The following is a 23,800-nucleotide window of genomic DNA, read 5'->3' as shown; positions in this document are numbered from 1 at the left end:
AGTCCGACTTAATTGAGCCTTTAGATAATCCCGGATCTCGGGGTCACGACATTACAAGAAGCATCCCTTCATACCCCTGGAGATCAAGATTTTGGAGATGTTCTTAATCAGCTTGGTCAGCCGTGGATTATTGTTTTTCAGTCCCCATTCTCCCAGCTTGTCCTTGTATGCTGTCGCCCAATTCTCATCCTTACATTAAAATTTTCGCTGTTATTTGTGATACGGTTCAGCTGAATTAATCTTCAACCTCCTGGTAGTTCCCAGTTCTTTCTCCACTTATTATGCAAGAAAAGGTACTTTCCTTGGCACTTCACCACTATTAGACATGTGTTAGTGGAGCATCCAGTTCAATTGTAATGAGCTTATCATACTCGATGTTAATAAACTCCAAAAAAATATTACCTCTTGAGTCTGTCATGATTGCCATTTTTAATCCTCCGTTTCTTTTGTAACAAAAATAAAAAACGCGCTAGACCCTAAAGTCCTGCGCGTTGCATATCGCAGGATGGGAAGCGCGAATTGCGTTAACCCATCCCAAATTTTTTGAGGAATGGATTAACGCTTTTCATGATGGTGAGATTGTTTTAATGTCAAAATAAACATCGTATATTCTCCTTAATCATCAATTTATGGTAATAATACCCGCCACATTGCTTTAAAGTCAAGAATAAAATTCTCCCCATTCGCATTAACGTAATCTGTCCGTTACTTTAACGAAACAGGGAGCAGCACCGCGGCGGTCTGCTCCCTGCTCAGATTGAACTATCGTACCCGTTAGTTCAATCAATTGGGTTTAATGCGCTAGTAGTTCTCTAAGTAATTTATTATTTTTTGTGAAATGGATTGTAGGGCCTTTCTTATGATTCTGAGCAGGTTTTTCTTATAGACATGCACACGAAATCGGGTGTTTTATTCAGACGTCCTTCATTTTTGGGTTTTCGTATACTTCGTCATGGATTATTTCGAGATAGCTCCGAATAAAAAAAATAGTCCAACTAAAATAAATAGTCCACCCTTAATTCTTCTGAAAAACAAACTAGACTCGTCTATATTCTCATTGTTCGAAACTTCCCACCCATCTTTAGTCTTATTGAACATGTAATAAAAAGTGGAGTATTTCGGAAAAAAAAGACCGATAAAATTCCACAAGAGTTTGGGGTATCCTGCCTGTTTCTTAATGAAAAGCAGCCGATCGTACTGATCGGCTGCAGCGTATCATTATTGAAATATCGTACCCGTTAGCTTAAAGACTCGGAAATAGAAATTAGCCAATCACGGTTGCTACGCTCAGCCAATACCTCATACTGTAATGCCTTACCCATAGTTGGTCCCACTTCCGCCCAGATCAATTGCTGTATTTCATTGTCTCCAACGTAAACTGCTTCGTTAGTACGAATTGTTAAGTGCTCAATAGTGTGTTTCTCAACATCAGGCACATGAATTCGACTTTTTGTGGTTCCAAAAATTCGGAATTCAAATGTGGTTTCTTCTTTACGATATAACAGACTTACACCAACGAACGTATCATTTGGTTTAAGATCTCTTACAACGTCCTTACCGGTTTTTGCACTCTCAATAGCCATTTCATTGATTTCTTCCTGTGTCAAATTGTCAAATCCATAGTAAACCTGAATATCCATCACTTCTGCATTAGCAGGAAATACGGGCTCCCATGACGATGCTTTTGCCTTTAATTTGTCGAGACCATCCAACCACTTCACTGGTGCGTAATTTGTTTGCTGACTGATTTTTTTATCATCCGCAAGGTATATCCCTTTTCCCATACCAGGCCTTAATTCGCGAATAACGATATCAATGGTGTTTTCCTCTTGAAGTGAATCGACATTCAGAATTGCTAATACTTCTCCCTTTTCATTTCTCATTTCCAAAGTCTACACTCTCCTTTTAAGTAGAAATCATGTAAACCTTATTCAATAGATATCCATAAATTTCCTTTTGCGAGATATTTTTGTTAACGTAAGCTGCCCTTTAGTTGAGCTGTGGCTTCAAACAACTACCGCTACAAATCTAAAAGTAACGACGGTAGAGTTCTCGTCGGCGTTCTCCTCGCAGCTGGGCGTAAATTTGAGTGGTTGATGCTTTTTCATGCCCCAACATGCCTTGAATAAAGTCTAATGGCGCTCCGTTATCAAGGAGCTGGCATGCATAGGTTTGACGAAAGCGATGTGGATATACATTTGCTTTGAGCTCTCCCCGATCAGCAAGCCGCTTTAATGCCGTCGGAATAGCCATCCGTCTTATAGGATTTGTATCGGTTACAAATAGTGCCTTACAGGAGTCCTTCCGACTCGAGAGATACTTCTTTAACCAAACTTTACACTCGGTTGTAAAGTAGACCTCTCTTTGTTTTGAGCCCTTACCATTTACAATTGCTGAGCAGTTCTCCCAATTCAGGTCTTCGATATTTAACTTCTCCACTTCTCCAACCCGGCAGCCGGTGCTATAGAGAAACTCTAATAGAGCCCTTTCTCTCAGAGACAGGCAAGAGATTTTCAAGTGAATGACATCCTCCTCGATCAAAAACTTAGGAATACGCTTGTCCATTTTGGGTTCGTGTAACTTCAAAGAAGGATTTGATATTACGTGTGTTTCTTCATATGCAAAGCGGAATAGGGAACGAACAAAACGAATACGATGTCCCAAGCTGCGGGGCTTCAACCGATCGGACTGCTTTGCCAAGTATTCCTTTAGCAAGTTCAACGTAACCTCAGAAATATCTAAGTCTCCAAGTTCTCTTATAAGCATCTTGAGCTGTAGGGCGTAGGCTTTCAATATACTCTGACTAAAACCTTGGATTCGTTTATCTGTTTCATACAGCCGCCATAACTCACTTAAAATCATAGATAAAACCTCCCATAAGAGCTATTAAATCTAGTTTGCTTCTTACGGAAGGTTTTAGACTAACTTTATTAAACTACCGTACCCGTTAGCTCAAACACAGTTACCCCGTATTTGTTTAATGCTAATATGTGTTAGATCTTTTGAAGAATCCCAAGTATAAGTAGAAATTATATAACTAGGGATTCTTATACATTATAAATAACATTGGCTACTCAATTGCTATTGGTATTTCAGTACTTAAAGTAGTTTCTTCACTGTCATAGTCACCCGTTTTATCATATGTGTCAGAATTCTTCAAGTAAGAGGCTGTAATTCCAATTTTATATTTACCTGGAGGTAAAGTTCTTGAGGCTGATTCCATTAAATTACCTTGGTTACTAAAAAAAATGTTATAATTTTGAATCAACCATGAAGAAAAAATGCGCCTAAATTCATCTCCTTTGTTAATATCTGATTTTTTCGTCATATAGGGGTTCCCAAGTTCGGCTTTATTTCCTTTTTCATCTATGATGTAAAACGAAATAATATTGTAATTGTGTGTAAGATTAATGCCTGATTGCCCCTTATATCTTAGAGTAGACCATATATCGAAATAATCAGTTTGTTTGAACAATTTCTTTCCAGAATATAATGACAGCATGAAATTGTCATCTTCTACACTTGAATTTACTTCCGATTTTATAGCTCCCATAGGAGAATAGTTAATGCTTATAGTTTGACTTGAGGCATCATAGTCAATGGCGGACCCCATATTTTCGACTATAAAACGTGTTGGTACATAAGTATTACCGTCAATATTTAAGGTTTTATAATCCAATGTCAGGTCTTTTTCACTACCATTAAACAAATACCTTGCCTTAAAGATGAGGGCTTCAATTTTGTTGGACTCAGTAGCAAAGGTTACACTTGTAATAGAAAGTATAACTCCGAGGGTAAGACCAAATAAAAACTTTTTCATGAGATGCTCCTTCCAAAAAAAGTTTAGAAAATAACGATAGTTAATGGCTTTTGCGACGAGTATGCTTCTATGCTGAATAGGTTAATATCTCAAAATAAATATACCTTATTATGGTTTAAATGGTAATACTATTTACTCCCGTTACTTCAATGAATAACAAAAGAGGAGCTCTGCAATTAAGCTCCTCCACTATCGTATCCGTTAGCACAACAAAATAAATATCACCCTTCGTGTAGAATCTCCTAGTTAAGACTGTGAGAGCATGGAATAAGCCTCATTAACGGCTTTACGAAACAATTCGTCAGCCAAATTGATTCCTTCTGCTATGTCCATTACGTTTTTTACAGCATATAGATTCTCCAAATTTACCACTACCTCGGTGGGGAAGTCTCGAGACGCATGAACCAGAAAGCAGTTAGCTTGAAATGGAGTATAGATTATCCGAAATACATCCACGAGTGGATTCAAAACATACTTTTGATAGTAAATTAAAGACTCTAAAAAGAGTCCTCGTTTTGTATATTTAACTGCCCTACTCCTTTGACGATAAATGTCCTGGGCTCTCACCAATTGAGCATGTAGTTGTGAATGATGAGATTCGCGATCAACGTTTTGATACTTCACAATACCTGCCTTATCTACCAATACCATTGGGACGTCGGTTCTGTCTTCTTTAATAAATGAAACAGGATAACTTTCACTTTGGATAGTGACGTCAATAAAGAGAGTATCCGGGGTACCTTCAAGGTGGTATACTATATAGCGGTTATTTGGTCGTCGACCAGGTTGTTCGTAAGCGATATCAACTTTTCCTAGTTCACCCAGACATTCATCCAATCTTCTGAACGCATCTTCAGTGTAGCCTTCTTTGGTATAGCATACCAAATCAATGTCGGAATACTCGTCCAAATTTCTTGTGCCATCCGAGCCCTCTAGCCAGAGGGCTAAGACATATTCTTCATTGCCCAGATCTGAAACAATATCTTTTATAATTGTCTCTCGAGTAATCATTATTATGCCTCCCACGGTGTTATAGTTGATGAATTAATTTTACCATAGTTTTCCTATAACATATGGACAAGCATCGTATTATTTAAACTATCCTGCCCGTTAGTATAACAAAGGCCGCTGGTTTGTGCCGGCAGCCGCGTCGTGGTTATTTATTCAGCTATCGTACCTTTAGCTTAATGCTAATCACCATTAATACGAATTTTTTGAACCTTTGTATCTGATATAACATCTAACAATAACTCAAAGGATGTATGGCTTTTATCAGGTATCAGGGGCTTATAGTTTCTCAAGTCACTAATAAAGCCTTCAAGTTCCTTCCCACTAAATTCCTTATTGGTACGGTAATGGTCGTGTATTTTCCTAAGAAATGAGTAACTCGCCCATCGTTTATTGGATGAAAATATTTCTTTATGTAATTCCTTATCAAACTCATACATAGAAATGAGTTTATTGTCTATATCGTACAATAAGACGTCTAAGCCCATAATAACCTCTCTCCAATTGCTACCGACAGTACTAGAAACCTCGACCTGTGGCTGTGGTTATTGCACTATAGTACCCGTTAGCTTAATTGAAATTCTGAAGCCTTATGACTACTGAGCCAATCCACCATATAGTCAAATAGCTCTATTGAATAAGTATGATCCTGTGTTTTTGTTGGAATGGTATTTGTTATTGTATTAATGTTCATATCAACATCAACTGATTCAATAAAAGTTACAAGACTAGGAACAAATGAATTCAGTGCTTTAAAATAATGTTTCTGAGGTTCAATAAATTGCAAGTTCATTTCAAACCCTCCACGTCTTATTGTGGAGTCATTCATTTTTCGTTTTCTTAACTCCGCTTCATTGGTAGTTAAAAGATAATACTTATCAGGGAATCCAATCTTTTTTTGTAAAATAAGTTCTCGATAATAATCGCTTACGAATTCAAATGATTGATTCCCAAATAATGTGAAATCAAAAGCCCAATTGTACCAAAATGGTTGGAATAAGTCGATGTCAATTATAACAAAACTATGTTTTATTTCATTTTCCTTTGCAATCTCCCATCGGTCAGCCTGACGTTCGAACCACCATTCTCGGTACTCTGGTACAGGGCGTTGTTTCCACCAAGTATTAATCTCTGGGATATGAAATGTTCCACTGGCCGATGCTAATTTTGAAGATGTAGTTGTTTTACCAACAGCACTCGCACCTTCAATGCTAATTATAGCCATACCTTCATCCTCCTTTTATTGGTCATAATGCTATATCGCCATCTAAACACAGGGTAAGAGTTTTTATTATAAGAGTTATGCTCATGACCGAAGTGGTAAAAAAACGTTAAAATCAAAAATTCTTATATAAAATGTGGCGAGGGTTTCCTCGTTGTTTATATTAGGCTAACGTACCCGTTAGCTTAACCACCACTCAAAGTGCCGAATGCGTTATGCCTCGACTTTCTAGAATTGCCACCAAATTTCTTGATTTTCTTTTTTACCTCTAAATAGAATTCTTCCATCTTCATCTGATTTAATATCAAACATTATTTCATGGGTTTTATAGAATTTTTCTTTGTTTATTACTCGGCCTTCAAATGCTCGGATAAAGTCCTCCACTAATTTTTTTGCCTCTTCCTTAGATGTATTATTACTTGCCATAATTCTAAATCTGGCATACTCATTCGGATGGAAGCTACTTACTGTAATCACACCTTTATCACTCATCGTTTTTTCTGCATAGATTAAAGCGTATGGAGGCGATGTGTTTCATAGTCACTCCTTTGATTTCTCGCTATTAGATATTATTCTAATTTACGGAATTGGTAAATATTCCAATATCTAAGATATTCGGAAGCGGTTTGACTATCCTCCTTATTGAAAAAGGCAACCGTTCGATTGATCGGCTGCCTTCCTGTTGTTTTATTGGGCTATCGTACCCGTTACTTTAATGAGGCTGTGAAAATAATTCTAAGAAATATGAAATCCTTCAACATCTAAATCGAATGAATGGTATTTCAGCTCCCTTTTTTGAATCCAATTTTCCAATGGTATTATCCAAGGGCGAAATGTAATAAAATCACGTAATGCACTGATATTCACAAACTGAACCTCAATAACATCTTGGTCAGGATCTTTTATTTCGTTTTGCTCTGGCAGCAACCTTCCTGAGTAATAAACTTGGAGGTACTGTCCATATTTCTCTGAAGTATACTCCGTAACGAAAGCAACATCTTCAGCAGATATTTTAATCCCAGTCTCCTCATGCGCTTCCCGTTCAGCAGCTTGTAAGAAAGTTTCACCGATTTCGCTCGAACCTTTCGGCAAACCCCAGCCATATTTATCTTTTACTAATAGAACTGCATCACCTTTTAAAACCACGATTCCAGCCGCTAGATTATGTGCCAATTTTCCCACCCCATCCTCAGTATTATGTAAGTGCTTTCCATGTAAATTATCACATAAAATTGAATGGAATATAGTGGAGATTTTGAGACAATTACTTCCACTAATCTGCCCGTTAGCGCAACGATGTAGCTTGTTGAGATGGCCATCTTTTGCGGGATGGCATTACCATTATGGAATAAGCATTAACATCTCGTATATAACACGATTTCATATCAATTATTGCTTTCGATTGAAACAATATCTTCATCACTTTTTCAGTTCTTTCTGGGATCGGGGTTGCACATCATCCCCGTTAAATTGCTTGGTATAATCTATGATACTTCAACTACCTTATTCATGTACAAGTACTTCCTGATTACATGTCGAAAATGGGACAATGTTTGTGTCGTTAGCTCACGACAAGAACATTGTCCCATTATTAAAAAAAGCCGTAATATATGTGACCATGAAAAGGACAATGTTGTGTCGTCCGACAGCTCGCAAAAAAAAGAAAACAAATACGAAAAACACCATCGAATAAACCGATGGTGTTTTCGGTACTTATTTATATTTTTAACTTGGATTTGTTGCAAAAGGACCCTTGAAGCCACAACCTGCGAAGTGATTCGGTATATTTTTGTTGTTTCGGCCCAGCCTGGGGATGCATTGGCATTGGATAGCTATCCGTTGGCTTAAGATTCATATATGCGGCCCCTCCTAAGCTGAACCGTTGAACCGTTTGACAGTTTAAATATACGTTTCGACAACTATTACGCCCTTCGTAACAAAGCTGTCCGCCGCTCCTGCGGCAGCCCTGTTGGAGAGTTCGTTATGGATTTCGCCAGCTCTACCATCATTTCCTTAACTGAAGGTTGTGCCGGCAGCTTCGTTCTGTTTTGCTATTCAACTAACGTCTCAGATCTCAACATTATTCGAGAATTGTGAATGCTCGAGAAGATTTGCATGGTGCATAGGTTATTTTAGGGCTTTATAATTGCTTCCAGAGCTCCTGCGGCTATTGTCTTGGCTGCCTCATTACCATGTTCAGTACTCTCCACAATGGTCTGCAGCTCTTTCTTCGCGATCTCCAGTTGTTCGGTTAAACGGTCAGCAATTTGTGCGGTTTCGATGGTAAAATCGTCTGTTAATTCGCCATTTCCTATTAAAACAACCGCAGTAAATTCGAATCTATTCTTAATTTTCTACATCTCCTTCAGGTTAGGTGAACTATCGTACCCGTTAGTTTAGAAGTTTCGTGCGGAAAAAGACTTGCCCCACTGCATGAACTTTTCCCATTTCAATTCATCAAATACAGTCTCCTTATCAAGTCCATAATGTTCCCCAAGTTCTTTCCAATCTATAAATACAAATTGAGATGGATAATGTCCCACAATCGTAAGCTCGATTAACAAGCCCTCATAAGCCATTTCGTACTCATCATGACAGTAATAATGCATTATTGCTGCTATTCCCTCATTGGTAAGTAGCTCTTTCGAACAACTAATAAATCTTTCTAAACGTTCCTCAAATAATCCCATAATAAACCTCTTATATTGTTGTTTAACTAACTACTTTAAAATCATGTTTATTAAACTATCGTACCCGTTAGCTTAATTTGAAAGTCGGATTACATTCTATCTTAATGCTTTTTCATCACTTGGAAATGCAATCTGTTCTAATACCCAAGGTTCTTCCCCTTTTTTACTATATGATGAAAAATACTCCCTGTCCTTTTCAATTAAATTCCAAACCACAGGTTCTTCAACAACAATCTTTATAACATTCTTCTTTTCCGAGTCGTATGGATTATATGCCATAATCCAAGCTTCCTTATAATCATCAGAATATTTTTTATCTGTAACCTTCAAATACGAAGTTGTAGATGTGTATGACCCGTCAGTACAACCTCCAAGTACAACAACCGTGATAATCAGAAGCAAACCGATTATTCCTTATTCTTAACACCACCTTTATTACGTATTTTACCATTATTGTATGAAAAAATTGCGTTAAACTGCCAGTTAGCGTAATAAAGCTGCCGGTTCATTCCGGCAGCTGCGTCTTTGTTGTTTTATCGAGCTAACGTCTCCCGTTTAGTTCAACACGGAATGCCTGAGTGGACCAGTGGGCGTTAGCTCTGTAGCATGAATACGGTTTTCTCAGAAGTAACCTGATAGCCTTGAGTAACAATCTAATTCTTGCTCTTGTTCGGTACTTCCAACAGGATTGCATTGTTCTTGTCATAAACATTAATTCTCAATTCATTCATTTCAATTAATCCGAAATATATTCTATTCCAATTAGTCTGAATAATATTATCCTCAATAACTTGATTATTCTTATCATTTATTTCAATTTTGTTTATTTCGAGATCATCAGAGAACTCACTGGAATTGTCAAAAAAAAAATTCCTGAACCTAGGCAAGGGATTATTCTTTTATTAGAGTTATTTATTCAATTTCATATCAAAAATGCCTTGAATCGGAGGCGTTATACCTGAGTAAGTCAAATCTATCTTTGTAAAATTCAAAATAATGGCTTCGTTCGTATTGTCAAAGTTATAACGGGTGATCAACACATCGGTTAACTTAATTCTCAAAATGGGCGCGGGGGATGGACCACGAGATACGAACACAATCTCGCCATCGGCCAAGTGTGTTCCTTTTAGCATATCCATAAATAGAGGGATTGAAGAGGCGTCGAATAGTTTCTTGACCACAAACTCATTGAATTCGGCTTTCCCAGCGCCGCTTCCGCCGCCGCTTTCTATCGTTACCGTTTGAGAAGCATCAATCTGAACACCAGAGAGTACAATCCAATCTTCATAATTTGCATCTTTCGACTCCCCTTTAACGCCGCCTATTCTCATATATACATCGTAGTTATTAACAGCAGTTCCGTAAACTGCAGGCCCGACAGCGCCATCGGCTCCATCTTTGCCGTTAACACCGTCTTTGCCCGCTGGCCCTTGCGGACCCATTAGTCCAATCGGTCCCTGCGGCCCCACAACGTTCCATGAAATTTTCTGTTCATTGTTTCCGCATGATGTGCTTCCATCTGTCAATGTGATCTGGCCGCTGTCTTTAGCGCACGCATAGATAGTTTGACCGCTAAAATCGGGCTTTGCAGCCGCATACACGGTAATGCATGAGAAAATCAGAACAATGACGATAAACAAAATTACAAACGGTTTTTTGCTGATATACAATACACATCGCTCCCCCTAATTAATGCATGCAATTTCTATGTATATTAACTGAAGACAATTTTATGTTTTAAACATCGCTTAGCGTTGGCTAAATAAAACAAGCAGACCGCTGCGTGCCTGCTTTTCAATGTACTATTCAACTACCGTACCCGTTAGCTCAACGAGCCCCACGTTTGATCGAATTCAGTAAATCATTTGAACTTATAGAATAACCCCAACGTTTTTCAATTTGTTCAATTGATACCCTTGTTCTCCATAACCTTTCCATAGTTTCAGCCGATTCATAGGTAGTCGTACAATTACGGACGATATTGGTCATATATCCATAAGACTGCATATTAATTATTCCGTACTCACTATGTATTACGCACTCATCTGTTTCAAATCCCATGTAAAAGATCACTTTAATCCCCTTATTACGAAGAATCCGGTGGAACTGCCCTTTTGAAAAAATTAACATATCTGTTCCTTTAGGCTCTACTTCTTTTGGAATCTTTATTTGTGTGTATGCTTCTGCCTGCTGTGTTGACCAGGAAAGGTTAAAGACATCGTCCGCATGCCTTGCCATCCAGGTTTTTCTCCATTCTAAATCGGGAAACGAGCTAATTTCTCCACCCTGCACGGTTTCTCCTATCATTTTGGGGCCAGTTGCATTCTTCCGTTCTTCCTCTGTTGTAGAACTAATCCACTGAGGGTAATCCATTAAAAAAGTAGTATGATTACAATGGAATATTTGAATACCTAATTCACGCAATTCGTGTATGGCAGGAGCAATTTGTTTTATGATGATCTCTTTTTTCCTAAGGGCATGGGAAACTCCTCTTTCCGTACTGAGCTCCCAATCTAATGGATCAGCTACTGGGCCATCTTCCCATCCGAAATTCCATAAATCTACAAGTGCGATACCTATCTCATTTGTGTGAAATGAATAATTCGAAGATGATCGCACAAAGCTTGATTCGGTAAATGGATGATCAGTACGTGGAGACATTGGAGTATAATCTAATTCGATTGAAAAATTCAACCATAACACCTCCAGCAAGGGAATTCGCCAACAGGAGCTGAAACCCTTCTTTTACCACTAATGCCCCTACTGTAGTGGTTTGTTACCTGTATGCTGCATGCTACACATACAAAGTTATACAACCGCGCATTGAAGCTGCAGGATCCTGCCATTTAGCTTAATGACAGAAAGAGCAGCTGCCGCGACGGCAAACTGCTCCTGGATGGCATTGAACTATCGTATCCGTTAGCTAAGAACAGTATAAAATGACAATCATTATAACGATTAAAAAAATTCCCATAACCTTTGTCATAAGCACATCCGCGCTGTTTGGTTCACGAACCTTTTTAGGGTTTGTACGGAATCCATGTTTCCATGCCCAAATCGGATTTGCAATCGCTATAATTCCATATGAAAATCCAGCAGCAAAAAAGATTGTCAGAAAAATTAACGTTTCCAAGTAACACCTACTTTCATAGTTGCCACACACACCAATTTCCCTCATTTTATCATATTTGCCACGTTACTTTAATGAAAAAACAGCCGATCATGCCGACCGGCTGTGTCATATCATTATAGAACTATCGTACCCGTTAGCTTAATCAGTATTCAGTCCATTAAGTATTTTAACAGCAGTATTCGAGCCAGCTCGAAGTTCCTATACTCCATGTAAAACTCCTTGTACTCGCAAACACTTTCCTCGAGAAACTTATACTGAGGGAACCAACAGAAGAATGATAACTCTAGTTTTTCGATTTGTTGTTGAGGGATTTCTTTTGTCTTATCAGCCAAAATAAAACTTAAAGTTCCCGCAATATTCATGCAGTACGTGTTAAAATCACCAACTAATGAGTTTTTATCTTCGCTTAACTTATTAAAACAGAATGAAAATCATTCTGAATTATATCAGTGTCCCTGTACGGAAAAGGACTATCTAAGGTAATGTTTCTCAATGCTTGAATCACTTTATCCACGATATCCCACCGCCATTATTTTCTGTATGTATTTCGTTACTTTACTCAATTATCCTGCCCGTCCTATCATAAGGACAGTTCCTTACTATCGTACCCGTTAGTTTAATAGTGGGTTAACCCCAACCCCGATATGCTTAATTTAGTTTGCCTAGAATCTTGTACGCAAAAAACTCTTATCCACGATATGGGCAGCAAGAGTTTTTGCTTTCGGCAGTTGCGAGTTACCAGGCGTAAACGCCCTTCTCATCCAAGAATTCGCCATTATGACGTTTGCCATCTGTTGCATAACCCACTATAATCGCAGCGGCGGCTTCTTTCGATTTACCGCCGGCGGCATTTCCGTTAAGATCTGTTGAGGTGAATCCAGGCGTTACCGCGAATACTTGAGCGCCACTGTTTTTGACTTCATAAGCCATTGAAAGTGTCATGGCATTGTTGGCCGTTTTAGATGAGTTATAATCGAACGCGTTTAAAGTAAATTCAGCATTTTGCATATGGTTCAGAGAAGCCATGTCGGTCGATACATTGACGATTGTGCCTTCGTTATCTTTGATTAACGGGAACAAGTGCTGGTTCAAACGGAAGGTCCCGAAAAAGTTAACTTCGAAGGCAGTCCGTAGATCCTCCTCTTTGGTATCCGTAAAAGAACGGGAGAAAGCGCCCGGCATGCCAGCGTTATTGATCAGAAGCTTCAAGTCCGGATAATTCCTGTTTATCATATCGGCTGCTTGTTCGATGGTTTTCAAGTCACCCATGTCGATTTGTACTAATTCTACGTCTAACCCCTTGGAAGTTAACTCGGAAACGGCTGCTTCACCCCGTTCGACACTGCGTGCGCCAAGGAGGACTTTCCAGCCTGCTTCACCTAACTGCTTAACGATTTCAATTCCGATTCCTTTATTTGCTCCGGTTACAAAGGCGGTCATTTTCATGCGAATCCTTCTTTCCCTAAATTGATTTTTCTTTAACGATTTATAAGTTACTATGCTACACTAAGTGTAGGTCAACAATTAATTTTTTATAAAAGAGGGTTAGTATGTTAACGATTGGAGAAGTGGCGAAGGAAGTCGGAATCAATATTGGAGCGATCCGCTTTTACGAAAGAAAGGGACTCTTGAAACCCGCTGCCCGAAGTGAGCAGAATAACCGTCTTTATACGGATGATGATCTGAGCTGGCTGGTTTTTATCAAATGTCTTCGTGAAACCGGGATGAGTGTGGAGGACATCAAAAAGTATTATGATATGGTGAACGAAGGAGCCTCCACCCTGCCAGAGAGAATCAAACTGATTGAAGATCAAAAGCAAAAGCTGCTGAAAGATATTGAGGAGAAGGAAGCACAGCTCGTTCATTTGGAAGAAAAACTTAAGCGCTATTATCGCGGGGAAAATTATTAATATATGCAGGGTCATAGACTAAATTTTGATGTCATGAAAGGCAATGCGGCTGCCGTTCTATGCCGGCAGCTGCGTTATATTTATTTATTGAGCTAACGTACCCGTTAGCTTAATCCGCCGAATGCCCATCGGGAATGAGTCAAGTTCTTGTCAATTTCGGGAATGGGATCAAGTTCTTGTCACCCGACAATTATTAATCTCCGTTATTACTTCATATTCATGATGGCTTCTTCTTCTTATAAGTGTCGATTGACAGAACTTGATGTCATAAATGACAAGAACTTTATCCCATTCCCGATTGGAACGAAAAAAAGAAAAAAAAAGAAAACACCATCGTTTATTCGATGATGTTTTCGCGTGCCTTTTTTACATTATAATTTCAACTTAGAAAGGGGGTGTCCCATAAGTCATGATAATGACGATGGGTCACCCCTTTTTATCCAGGCTAAACAGCAGTCTGCGCATTAAATAATCTTTCGAATCGTAAAGAAGGTGTATTTATTGACTTTTTTCACATGGGGAACATAGCTTTCTTAAAGCAAATGTCCGCCAGACACTTCAATATCCTGGGCTGTAACCCAGCCGAAATCATCGGACAATAAGTTCACAATGACCTTCGCCATATCTTTGGGTTGGCCGATTCTGCCAAATACTGATTGCTCAGCCAGCGGCTTAATGAATTCAGGATGTTTATCGAATACTCCATCGCCAAAATTGCTGTGCGTAGGACCGGGCGAAACTGCGTTGACCCGAATTTGGCGAGGTGCAAGTTCTTTGGCGATGTAGCGAGTCCAAGTTGAGAATGCTGCTTTTAACGAGCCGTAGACGGAGTAGCCTGGAAATGATTGGTTTTTGGATGAGCTCGTGGTATTTACAATAGCTCCAGCATCCTCCATGAATCCGACAAGTTGTTGTGTCAAAAAAATCGGTCCTTTGAAGTTCGTATTAAGAATCTTGTCGAAGTATTCTTCGCTCATCTCAGTGAACATCATCGGCCCACCGACACCGCCATTATTAACTAAGTAATCAAAAGTCGTTCTGTTCCAAATGTCTTGGAGGCTCTTTTTCACTTCTAGAACGAAACCCTCGAATGATGATAGTTGAGTCAGATCCAACTTCAGTGCTACTGCCCGAACGCCACTATTCTTCTCAATTTCCTTAACGACAGCTTCCGCCCGGTCCTTATAGGAATTGTATGTGAGAATGACGCTAATTCCGCGCTGGCCAAGCCCAAGAGCCGTCGCTTTTCCAATGCCATTACTTCCGCCTGTTACAATTGCAATTTTCATAAGTTCTCTCCTTTTTGTGTTCGATCTGGATTTAATTTTAGTCGTATCTGCTGAGATAATATAGATCTAATCATGCCTTCTTATTGCCTAAAAACACCACGTTACTTTTGGAGTAACACGGATTATCCTTTATATTTGTTATGTGAAGAGCCTAAAAATGGCTGAAGTATTATGGAGCTGTGTTGAGGAATAAGAAGTCGTGTAATAAAATAAGTGTATGAATAAAATCCTTGATGAAATTATTGATCTAATGAAAAGTGCAGGCACTCGACCAATTGAAAGCGGAGTACCCGGGCTAAGTATGATTAAGGGAGACATTCCCGCACATCAGCTTGCAGCGCTCTACGAGCCGATGATTGGTTTTACGGTTCAAGGAACAAAGATTCTTTCCATCGGGGAGCGTTGCACTGACCTCAAAGGGCCATCCTATTACGTGTTACCGGTACATGTTCCTGCAACGGCGAGTGTACACCCAGATCATGAAGGCCGTCCTTACATGTCCCTTGGTCTTAGGTTAAATCAGGATGTTCTTCAGAGTTTATTAAGAGATCTGCCTGAGAATCTAATCCCAACTGCTTCCGAGCATTTCGCAGCTTGTGAAATAGACATTGAATTTATGGCGGCATGGCTGCGCTTATTGCGATTATCGAAGACACCAAAAGATATTCCAGCTCTTGCACCAGCTTATGAGCGCGAAATCCTTTATCGCGTTCTGATGGGACCACAAGGATGGAATCTGAGGCAATTTGGTCTGCAGGAAAGTAATTTATCTATGATTTCCCAGATTGTAAAATGGTTTCGCGCAAATTTTATGAGGCCAATAGACATTGGTGATCTGGCATCAAAATCTGGTATGGCTGTAAATACCTTTCACCGTCAGTTTAAAAGGGCAACCGGTTTAAGTCCTATTCAATTTCAAAAGCAATTAAGGCTTTTGGAGGCTAGAAACCTCATTGCATTTGAGGGCTATTCAGTAACCAGTGCCGCATTTCATGTTGGCTATCAAAGTCCTTCACAGTTTAATCGAGAGTACTCCCGCTTCTTCGGTTCATCTCCAGCTCGGGACACTGAGAACCTAAGACGAATCGAAAGCACGAGGGATTAGAGAGTTTTTCAGCTTCCGTGCACAGTCCTGGCCTGACCGAATACAAATTTAATTTAACGAAGGATGGTAAATTAAACAATTCTGCCCATCAGTTCAATAAAAAGGACACTTCCATGCCTTCGCTAGGGCTGCGTTCCTCAAATTCCCTTGACCGATTTCCAATCCACAAATCCCTCCCCGCCATCCGTCGGGAATGAGATAAGGTTCTTGGCAATTTCGGGAATGGGATAAAGTTCTTGTCATTGAATTTTGACAAGAACTTTATCCCATAAAACACAAAAGCCGCGATTTACGCGGCTCTTAATGAGATAATGTTCTTGTCACCAGACATTATTTATTTGTGTTTACTTATTTTCTAAATGCTATGCTGGGCGTTCTATTTGTTTTTCGGAGAAAGTTTGTCCTTACTCATACTGACAATTCGCCAAATTAACGTTTTACGTAATTAAAATATAAAGAGGCAACCCTACACAACAAAGGGCTGCCTTCGGCTGCCTTATTAGAGGATTTTTTTATTTCCCCCATATAGAACTCTTTTTTCTCTCATGTACAAACAAGGAGCAAGATCCACAGATATCTTGCTCCTTGTTTGTTGTGTTTTTCCCGGGATTCGTGCCATCAACTTTATCCTGGATAATCACATGGCCGGCTGCCAATACCTTCTTTATATTTCCTATCCATTAAGCTCTTGCAGCCAGAAAACAAGTTGCGATTTTGTTAAACTTCCCTCTTCGCGTATTATCTTAGGTTAGTTGTTGCGCTATCTCCCAAATATGCCCGCCCGGATCGGCGAAGCTTGCAGTGCGCACTCCCCATGGCCGGTTCATTGGACCATTGATTAAGGTGACGCCACGTGCATTTAGTCCAGCGCAGACAGCATCCACATCGTCTATTCGAATGGTGAATTGGAACCGTGACCCTGCCTCTTGGTTTGCGACCGCTTCAGGAGCGATGAGGTCCCGCGCTGCAGCAACATCAAGCAAATTAATGCTCATGTTGGCAAAGTCAAATACGGCGGAGTTCTCATCCTCATAAGCGGTAGAAAGATCGAAAATCTCTTGATAGAAGGACTTCGCGGCGTGTAGATCTTCGACGAACAATGTAATGACGTTAATACTCATGGATCCTAGAGCTATCATTGCTTCACCTCTTCTTGGTTTCTGGAGATTTAGGTAAAGAGTCCGCCTAAACGATCATCGGAAGGAGCCGGGTAACCCAGGTGTCTTGCCATCGACACGATTTGACCTTTGTGATGGAATTCGTGTGTCTCAGTATGAGTTAACAACAGCAATGGAGTGGGTGCTTTCGGGTAACCCTGCCAGCTCTCGTCTTGCTCGATCGGTTCAGACCAACGATCGTCGTATTCGTGTAAGAACCGTTGCACCAGTTCATCCACTTCCGCAAATCTCTCACGGACGAACTTCACATCAGCAGTCACATGTACGAAAACATCCCTATGATTATTTAATTTCTTAAACGCGAAAGATCCCAGCCACCACCTATAACAGTCAACGACATGAAGATGAGTTCGAATGATCGTTCCTCGCCCAAATTTGGGAACCGGTTGGTGCAAGGTTTGAGGAGGTAGCTCTTCCAAGAATGCAAACATATTTTGTCTAATGGATCTGACCCAATCGAACTGTTGCTGCAACAAGTTCAACAACTGCAATCACTCCTCGAATTTCGAATGATACTATCCATCTTACAATGGCAACTTCTCGGTTATCGTCAATATATTTCCGTCGGGATCTCTGATCGTAAAATAAAGCGTGTTTCCGCGCAATTCAATCCGATCCACCAGAGCGCCTTCGTCAATCATTGTCTGGTACGATTGGAATATCGCAAAAGGGTCTGCACGGCGAAAACCGTCGACTAACGCTTCGAATACCTCGATGCTAAGTCCGCCGCGCGTAGCAGTAAGCACGGAATCATCCCAATAATCGGGATGGCGTTCAACGGCTGTCTTCAGCCTCGTCCTCGCCCGCTTCAGAGCCGCCTTAACCGAACCCTCGGATTGTCCGAACAGCATTCCCGTTTCCTTCGCGGTAAAGTGAAATACATCGATCAGCAAAATAAGCACGACCTGCTTGGATTCGAGCCGATCGGACAACAGCTCGAGCGCCTCCCGTACATCCCATTTGCTCCATTCGTCATAGGAACCAATTTGCTCCTCGAGCTGTCCGACCTGCGGCTGCAATTTGCGGCTGCGGCAAATATCCACCCACGCATTGGCGGCAATTCGAAACAAGAAAGGCTTCGTAATTTCCCTGTTCGGAAACCGGATATGCCAACGATAAGCTTTAATCAGAGACTCTTGCAGCAAATCGTCCGCATCCCACGCTGAGCCTGCCTTAGCTAAACAATAACGTCTTAGATCACTTTGCAGCGGAAGCGTCATCTCCGCAAACGTCTCATATCCTGCGTCCGAACGGTCCCCTTGCGGCACTATTGCTGCTTCCTAAAAATATTTTTGTGAGCAAAATACGGCGTTTGCCCCGTCTCTTCCACAATATCAACGGGATTTTCGTCCAGATCGAATACTTTGAAAAACGTGTGTCCTTCCTCTACATAGATTTCGCTTAATTTCGCTCCCTTTGCCTTAAGTTCTCTATACGAATGGTTAATATCGTACGAGGTGAAATTGAAATATGGCATCGAATGTTTGCCAGTGTCGAATTGGAGAGGCTGCGGTTTCTCCACTTTCCATAATAAAACCAATGTTTGAGCGTTAGGGAACGCGAGCGCGACTCGATAATCGGTCTTCTCAATCGTTTCCAGATCGAACATTCGAACATACCACTCCTCCGAATGTGCAATGTCGGTTACCGGAATAAAAATACTAGCTACAAACGAGACGATTTTTTCCATAGTTGATCAAACACTCTCCTTTAACTTCATTTTCAATCTATTAACGATAAAAATCCATAAAAAGATACGGGTAAGCAATGAGGTCGTCGTATAAAAAAGAGATCCGCCGCTAATAAGCACTAGAAAAATCGTCTATAGAGTTCTCGCCGGCGCTCGCCACGGAGCTGTGATATAAAAATATAAACATCTGTTAAAAAAAGTAACCTTAAGATCAGTACTAATTTCAAATCCGTTGGAGAAATATAAAATAAAAGCCGGCAAAATGTCTAGCCGGCTTTTATTTCATTGAGTTATGCGTAATCAAGTTGAGGCACAAAAAAGAACCGTAACGTTCCGTTTGGATAATACAATCATTGTCCGTCTCCCCACTAACTACTAACAAATCAGAATTGAAGAGGCTGCCAGACTGGCAGCCTCCTACATTTATTGATTGAATTGTCCAGGCTTCCATCATATCCGTTTTGAAAAAGTACAGGTTGACGATATCTTTGTTATTTCCGGCAAGGAAAAATATAAAAAAAGGCGCCCATAGCCAGGGCGCCTTTTTTTGGCAAAGATACTAGGAGCAACCACACATCAATGACAAGGCTTGTTAAATCCAAGAGGTCACCGATCGTGACGGTTCCTTCGATTTCTCATCGCCGGTCTCCCTCAGAGCGGCTTTCGTAATGGCCGCCATCTCCACCTCCCGGGCAAAGCCCAAGGGATGAGAATTCCGCTGGAGCCTCTTTAGTTTTTCCACGCTAAACTGCCCTTTAGCTTAACGACAGAAGGAGCAGCTGCCACGACGGCAAACTGCTCCTGGACCGACTGCTTCGGCCTTTGGTGTATGCTCATCGGGATAATGAATGTAGAACAGGTCGATGTAATCCGTCTGAAGGCGTCTCAAATTGTTTTGGACAAAATGCTGCAAGAAGGCAGGTGAATTGTCCATAAAACATTGACCCTATTTTGAAATGTAGAAACTCTTGGCTTCACCGCTACAGCACGCGGATGACAATTTTACCACGCGCTCGGCGGCTCTCACTTTTTTCATGTGCCTTGGCAGTTTCCTCTAAGGGGAACACAGAGTCAATCGTTATGTTCAATTGTCCTCCGTTAACTAGGCGGGTCAATTCGTCTAGATAAGCAGTAGCGATCGGCGGGTACTGTACCTCCTGGACTGTTACAGACGCCTTTGCCGCGATATCGGACGAATAGCGCCCCCACGTAATCGGTACGAGGCGACCTCCCGGCTTCAGGGTATTCAGAAGCCAGTCTACGTTTTCTCCTCCCGCTGTATCGAGGACAATGTCCACGCTATGTTCGATCTCTGCCGGTAGACTGGTTGTATAGTCGACAAACGCATTGACGCCCAGATCGAGCAAGTATGGCTCGTTACGGGCAGAAGCGGCTCCGATGACGCGCGCCCCTTTCCATCGGGCGAGTTGGACCGCAAGGTGGCCGACTCCCCCGGCGGCACCGTTGATCAGTACCGTTTTTCCCGTCTCTAGTTTTCCTTGTACGAACAGCGCATGCCAAGCGGTAAAACCAGACTGAGGCAAAGCCGCCGCCTCGACGAAATCAACCGATTCAGGTTTGAATGCCAAATGCCCCGCCGGTACAACGACATATTCCGCGCAACCCCCACTGTTGACGGTCATCCCGTAAACGGCATCGCCCGGATGAAAGCTCGTTACTTCAGCCCCCACACTGGCAACCACTCCCGATACATCCCAGCCAGGAATATAAGGAAGTCTGAACCGATCACCAGCCAAACCCGAACGGATCTGCCAATCGCCTGGATTGACGCCGACTGCATGAACGCGGACGAGAACCTCGTCTTCACCTACCGCCGGAACGGGCACTTCCTCGCAACGCAACACGTCCGGCCCTCCGTAAGTAAAATAACGGATCGCTTTGATTTTCTGAGGTATTTCCATCGCCATGATCATTTATCCCTCTTTCGCTTCATTGAATAAACGGGCCACGTTCATTACAATAGTAATAAAATCGAAGACTGGTAACAACGGACAATGCAGCCCGCAAGTCGTTTACCTGACAAATCGACGATTTTGTCGGGATGTCGGCTCTTGAGCTCCGTTGACGTCAAGCGAGGAGCGTTATAAGCGATGAAAACTGAGAGGAATGAAGCCGATAGACGACGGAGGCGGTCGCAGTTACTGCTGAAGCAATCGTTCGCGGAACTGATGCGGGAAAAGGGATTTACCGCGATGACAATCCAGGATATCACCGACCGCGCAGATGTACACAGGGGGACGTTCTACGCTCATTTTCCGGACAAATTCGGGCTGCTGGAGCAGTCCATTCGTGATAAATTTCGCCATATACTAGGGCGTGAACTTCCACCGGATGCAGGTTGGAATCCCGAGCATTTGCGCGTGCTGGTCCGAATAGTACTGGAACACGTTCGCTCGCTATACGGTCGGTGCAACCCGATCGATACGGTCAACCCGCTATTCGAGAGCTCGGTCCGTGACGAGCTCGCCGAATTACTGCAACACTGGCTACAACGGCTTCGGGCAGACCAGGCCGATTGGACCATCCGTGTCGATACGATGGCTCTCATGACAAGCTGGTCGATATTCGGCGCCGCGGTACAATGGAGCAAAGCTTATGAGGATATAAGTGTGGAAGAAATGACCCACCGCGTCATAGCCGTGCTGACAGAAGGAGCAGGCCGATTTACGTTTAACGATAATCGTTAACGATACGAATTCATAGCATATACATCAAAAGCTGCAAGATTGTAATCGGCAGCGTTTTTGAACAATACTGCGCTTTCAATGAAAAGCGGCAACCGATCAGTTAGCCGGCTGCCGAGTTTTCTTTATTATGCTAAAGTCTCCCGTCAAATACCACGTTTGAACCAAAGTAGTAATTTTATAATCTTAATTAGTTCCTCTATTGATCCAGAGGATCTTTAGGAAGAATGAGAACAATAACAGACTCAGATCCTAGACCCTAACATTGATTTAGAACATAATCATAGCTATTTCTCGATTCTTGTTTACAGACTATCTTGAAGAATCGTCAACTTTTGAAAAATAAGTTTTAGACTGATCCATTAAAAAAAGCAGCGGCGGACCAAGACTTGAAAAATAAAGTCTTAGACTGCCGCTGTTGGCATTCAAATTCAACAAATGTCTCCCGTTAAGTTAAAAATGGAAGCCGGTCATAACTTCCGGCTTCCGTAATTTCAATTGATATAGTAAGCCTGAAAGCGAATCTCCCGTCTTTGACCAACTGCGCACCGAATGGTATAACCTGTATTAGCGGCTTCAAAAAGTCCAAAAACTGACTATGCTCACTGTTCAAGATCTGATGCGCACTGCTGTAAACCCGTCAAGGGCGCGCATCGTTTATATCCTTGACGGGTGGGTGGGGCTTCCCATGCCTACCTATAAATCTGCCAAGCGATAGCTTGTTGTGGCTGCATCACAGCGCCGGTCAGACGGTCACGCGGTAGTGAAGATGAACAACACCGCTTCGGAAGCGGCGCTCACCGAGCAGTTCGAGCCGCATGCGGAGGTTGTCGGGCAATGCTCGCTTACCCCCACCCAAGATGATCGGATTAAGAAGCAGATGACACATGGATCCCATTCGGCAATTGATTTTATGTATTTTGTCCCTTTGAAAATTAATAAAAATTCCTCCTCAACCCTTATATCACAATATATTCCACATATTACTCTGCAATCCTGCCCTTTACATTAATGACAGAAAGAGCAGCTGCCGCGGCGGCAAACTGCTCCTGGATGAAATTGATCTAACGTACCCTTTAGTGCAATCCGAATAATCTTCTGGAGGAATAGATTTTAAGTGTTTTAAAGCTTCATTAATAGCCTTCTCGACGTCATACCTTCCAGCTGAGCGCCGTCTCCAGCATTGATTTCAAAGATTCGGCCCTATACAGCTCCGGCTTTACCTTTAGTTTCGTGAACTCCTCACCGATATAGCGGATAAAATCATCACGGAGCCGGTCTAGCTGTTCCACCGTTAACAAATATAAATAAGCTTGTACATAACCGTAATCCGGGTACCACTCCCTGCTTTCCAGAAAATCAAAAGATGAACGCTGGTACCACGCCCGAGTACTCGCCTTCAAAGCCTCTGTAATCTCTTGATCCTCCCCGGACATAGCATAGAACCGGTTCTCTGATAGCAGACTTCTGTACTTCACGGTACCGCTACCCGGAAACGTGTTCGGAAGCTCATGAAAACGAAGCAGCTTGTCTTGCATGTCAACATAGACGTCCGGCCCAGCGTAACGCGGATTAAACTGCCGCCTCACCGCAGCATGAGCGATTTCTTTCAGCAGGCCAAGAGCTTCTGTAGCTTCCTGCTTACCGGGGGAACCCGCGAAGAACAACCCCTGCTTGCCGGCGCGAATTTCAGCCCGGTCGATGGCGTCGTGAAGCGCGTCCGCAAATTGCTCCTTGCTGTGCGCAGCCCACTTGGCGAATCGGTCGGTTAAATTTTTGCTTATGCCAAACTCCCTGCGCAAAATATTGACAATGTCGACCCCACCGCTCCCTTGAACTGTATTTAGTATTTCAAGCAATAATCTTTCCAAGTTTTTGGCCTTATTAATGCTGACTATAACCTCGTCTGGGACAGTGTAGACAGCTGCCTGTTCTTTCTGCTTTAGATCGGAAATAAGTTGCTCCAGCTTTTCAAGTAAAGGTTGCTGCATTCTGACTCACCCTTTCTTGAATTCATTATTCCATCTTTTCCCGAATTATAACGAAAATA

General features: G+C 41.7%; 25 protein-coding genes and 1 pseudogene. 3 read left to right on the top strand and 23 right to left on the bottom strand.

The genetic code is table 11. The annotated features are described in order from the left end of the window. Positions 1-1,238 precede the first annotated feature (1,238 nt). The 14 genes from DVH26_RS10095 to DVH26_RS10040 all read right to left on the bottom strand — a co-directional run bounded on the left by DVH26_RS10095 (position 1,239) and on the right by DVH26_RS10040 (position 13,319). Positions 1,239-1,889 (bottom strand): SAM-dependent methyltransferase, encoded by a 651-nt coding sequence (locus DVH26_RS10095; RefSeq protein WP_239633564.1) that lies wholly within the window; start codon positions 1,887-1,889, stop codon positions 1,239-1,241. A gap of 139 nt (positions 1,890-2,028) precedes the next feature. Next, positions 2,029-2,862, bottom strand: coding sequence for a tyrosine-type recombinase/integrase (locus tag DVH26_RS10090; protein ID WP_239633563.1), 834 nt, complete (start codon positions 2,860-2,862; stop codon positions 2,029-2,031). Between the two features lie 208 nt (positions 2,863-3,070). Further along, complete coding sequence (locus DVH26_RS10085; protein ID WP_239633562.1) at positions 3,071-3,820, bottom strand: stalk domain-containing protein; 750 nt, start codon at positions 3,818-3,820, stop codon at positions 3,071-3,073. Between the two features lie 246 nt (positions 3,821-4,066). Further along, positions 4,067-4,831 carry a nucleotidyltransferase domain-containing protein gene (locus DVH26_RS10080; RefSeq protein ID WP_239633561.1) on the bottom strand — a complete coding sequence of 255 codons (765 nt, stop codon included), beginning with the start codon at positions 4,829-4,831 and terminating at the stop codon, positions 4,067-4,069. A 562-nt stretch (positions 4,832-5,393) separates the two neighbouring features. Next, a complete protein-coding gene (locus DVH26_RS10075; protein ID WP_239633560.1) occupies positions 5,394-6,053 on the bottom strand; it encodes an ATP-binding protein in 660 nt (219 codons plus the stop codon). 225 nt (positions 6,054-6,278) lie between these two features. Continuing rightward, positions 6,279-6,542 (bottom strand): hypothetical protein, encoded by a 264-nt coding sequence (locus DVH26_RS10070; RefSeq protein WP_239633559.1) that lies wholly within the window; start codon positions 6,540-6,542, stop codon positions 6,279-6,281. Positions 6,543-6,785: 243 nt separating this feature from the next. Further along, entirely contained in the window at positions 6,786-7,223 is a 438-nt protein-coding gene (locus tag DVH26_RS10065; RefSeq protein ID WP_239633558.1) for an NUDIX hydrolase, read from the bottom strand. Between the two features lie 1,223 nt (positions 7,224-8,446). After that, complete coding sequence (locus DVH26_RS10060; RefSeq protein WP_239633557.1) at positions 8,447-8,740, bottom strand: hypothetical protein; 294 nt, start codon at positions 8,738-8,740, stop codon at positions 8,447-8,449. Between the two features lie 96 nt (positions 8,741-8,836). Then, positions 8,837-9,142, bottom strand: coding sequence for a hypothetical protein (locus DVH26_RS10055; protein WP_239633556.1), 306 nt, complete (start codon positions 9,140-9,142; stop codon positions 8,837-8,839). A 506-nt stretch (positions 9,143-9,648) separates the two neighbouring features. Further along, positions 9,649-10,410, bottom strand: a complete 762-nt coding sequence (locus tag DVH26_RS10050; RefSeq protein ID WP_239633555.1) for an Hcp family type VI secretion system effector — start codon at positions 10,408-10,410, stop codon at positions 9,649-9,651. Between the two features lie 157 nt (positions 10,411-10,567). Then, entirely contained in the window at positions 10,568-11,434 is an 867-nt protein-coding gene (locus tag DVH26_RS10045; protein WP_239633554.1) for an isochorismatase family protein, read from the bottom strand. 229 nt (positions 11,435-11,663) lie between these two features. Next, the gene (locus DVH26_RS37245) at positions 11,664-11,918 is read right to left on the bottom strand and encodes a DUF6199 family natural product biosynthesis protein (RefSeq protein ID WP_481857584.1); all 255 of its coding nucleotides are present in this window, start codon (positions 11,916-11,918) and stop codon (positions 11,664-11,666) included. Positions 11,919-12,022: 104 nt separating this feature from the next. Further along, positions 12,023-12,235, bottom strand: coding sequence for a YxiJ family protein (locus DVH26_RS37240; RefSeq protein ID WP_481857583.1), 213 nt, complete (start codon positions 12,233-12,235; stop codon positions 12,023-12,025). 373 nt (positions 12,236-12,608) lie between these two features. Continuing rightward, positions 12,609-13,319 carry an SDR family NAD(P)-dependent oxidoreductase gene (locus DVH26_RS10040; protein ID WP_239633553.1) on the bottom strand — a complete coding sequence of 237 codons (711 nt, stop codon included), beginning with the start codon at positions 13,317-13,319 and terminating at the stop codon, positions 12,609-12,611. A gap of 104 nt (positions 13,320-13,423) precedes the next feature. Between DVH26_RS10040 and DVH26_RS10035 the strand changes: the two genes are divergently transcribed. Further along, complete coding sequence (locus DVH26_RS10035; protein ID WP_239633552.1) at positions 13,424-13,783, top strand: MerR family transcriptional regulator; 360 nt, start codon at positions 13,424-13,426, stop codon at positions 13,781-13,783. Between the two features lie 533 nt (positions 13,784-14,316). Here DVH26_RS10035 and DVH26_RS10030 read toward each other — a convergent pair. Then, on the bottom strand, positions 14,317-15,072 hold the full coding sequence (locus DVH26_RS10030) for an SDR family NAD(P)-dependent oxidoreductase (RefSeq protein ID WP_239633551.1): 756 nt from the start codon (positions 15,070-15,072) through the stop codon (positions 14,317-14,319). A 217-nt stretch (positions 15,073-15,289) separates the two neighbouring features. Between DVH26_RS10030 and DVH26_RS10025 the strand changes: the two genes are divergently transcribed. Next, positions 15,290-16,177 (top strand): AraC family transcriptional regulator, encoded by an 888-nt coding sequence (locus DVH26_RS10025; protein ID WP_239633550.1) that lies wholly within the window; start codon positions 15,290-15,292, stop codon positions 16,175-16,177. Positions 16,178-16,920: 743 nt separating this feature from the next. Here DVH26_RS10025 and DVH26_RS10020 read toward each other — a convergent pair. From DVH26_RS10020 to DVH26_RS09990, 7 genes and pseudogenes are all read right to left on the bottom strand, one after another. Next, positions 16,921-17,316, bottom strand: a complete 396-nt coding sequence (locus DVH26_RS10020; protein ID WP_239633549.1) for a VOC family protein — start codon at positions 17,314-17,316, stop codon at positions 16,921-16,923. 29 nt (positions 17,317-17,345) lie between these two features. Further along, positions 17,346-17,840, bottom strand: coding sequence for a DinB family protein (locus tag DVH26_RS10015; protein WP_239633548.1), 495 nt, complete (start codon positions 17,838-17,840; stop codon positions 17,346-17,348). Positions 17,841-17,879: 39 nt separating this feature from the next. Continuing rightward, positions 17,880-18,623, bottom strand: coding sequence for an RNA polymerase sigma factor (locus tag DVH26_RS10010; RefSeq protein ID WP_239633547.1), 744 nt, complete (start codon positions 18,621-18,623; stop codon positions 17,880-17,882). Next, complete coding sequence (locus DVH26_RS10005) at positions 18,623-19,045, bottom strand: VOC family protein (protein ID WP_239633546.1); 423 nt, start codon at positions 19,043-19,045, stop codon at positions 18,623-18,625. Before DVH26_RS10005 ends, DVH26_RS10010 begins: the two co-directional genes overlap by 1 nt. 592 nt (positions 19,046-19,637) lie before the next feature. Then, the gene (locus tag DVH26_RS10000) at positions 19,638-19,787 is read right to left on the bottom strand and encodes a hypothetical protein (protein ID WP_239633545.1); all 150 of its coding nucleotides are present in this window, start codon (positions 19,785-19,787) and stop codon (positions 19,638-19,640) included. Positions 19,788-19,853: 66 nt separating this feature from the next. Then, positions 19,854-19,976, bottom strand: a pseudogene (locus DVH26_RS09995) (aldo/keto reductase); the annotation flags it as partial. Positions 19,977-20,025: 49 nt separating this feature from the next. After that, the gene (locus DVH26_RS09990) at positions 20,026-20,910 is read right to left on the bottom strand and encodes an NADP-dependent oxidoreductase (RefSeq protein WP_239633544.1); all 885 of its coding nucleotides are present in this window, start codon (positions 20,908-20,910) and stop codon (positions 20,026-20,028) included. A gap of 246 nt (positions 20,911-21,156) precedes the next feature. On the opposite strand from DVH26_RS09990, the gene DVH26_RS09985 reads away from it, so the two are divergent. Beyond that, a complete protein-coding gene (locus DVH26_RS09985) occupies positions 21,157-21,753 on the top strand; it encodes a TetR/AcrR family transcriptional regulator (protein ID WP_239633543.1) in 597 nt (198 codons plus the stop codon). Between the two features lie 1,148 nt (positions 21,754-22,901). Here the strand turns inward: DVH26_RS09985 and DVH26_RS09980 are convergent. After that, positions 22,902-23,741: a hypothetical protein gene (locus DVH26_RS09980; protein ID WP_239633542.1), complete on the bottom strand. Its 840-nt coding sequence runs from the start codon at positions 23,739-23,741 to the stop codon at positions 22,902-22,904. Positions 23,742-23,800 lie beyond the last annotated feature (59 nt).

It is taken from the genome of Paenibacillus sp. H1-7 (assembly GCF_022354825.1).
GTDB lineage: Bacteria > Bacillota > Bacilli > Paenibacillales > NBRC-103111 > Paenibacillus_S.
The sequence above is the reverse complement of the archived record's forward strand: the minus strand, read 5'-3'. Positions and strand labels throughout refer to the sequence as shown.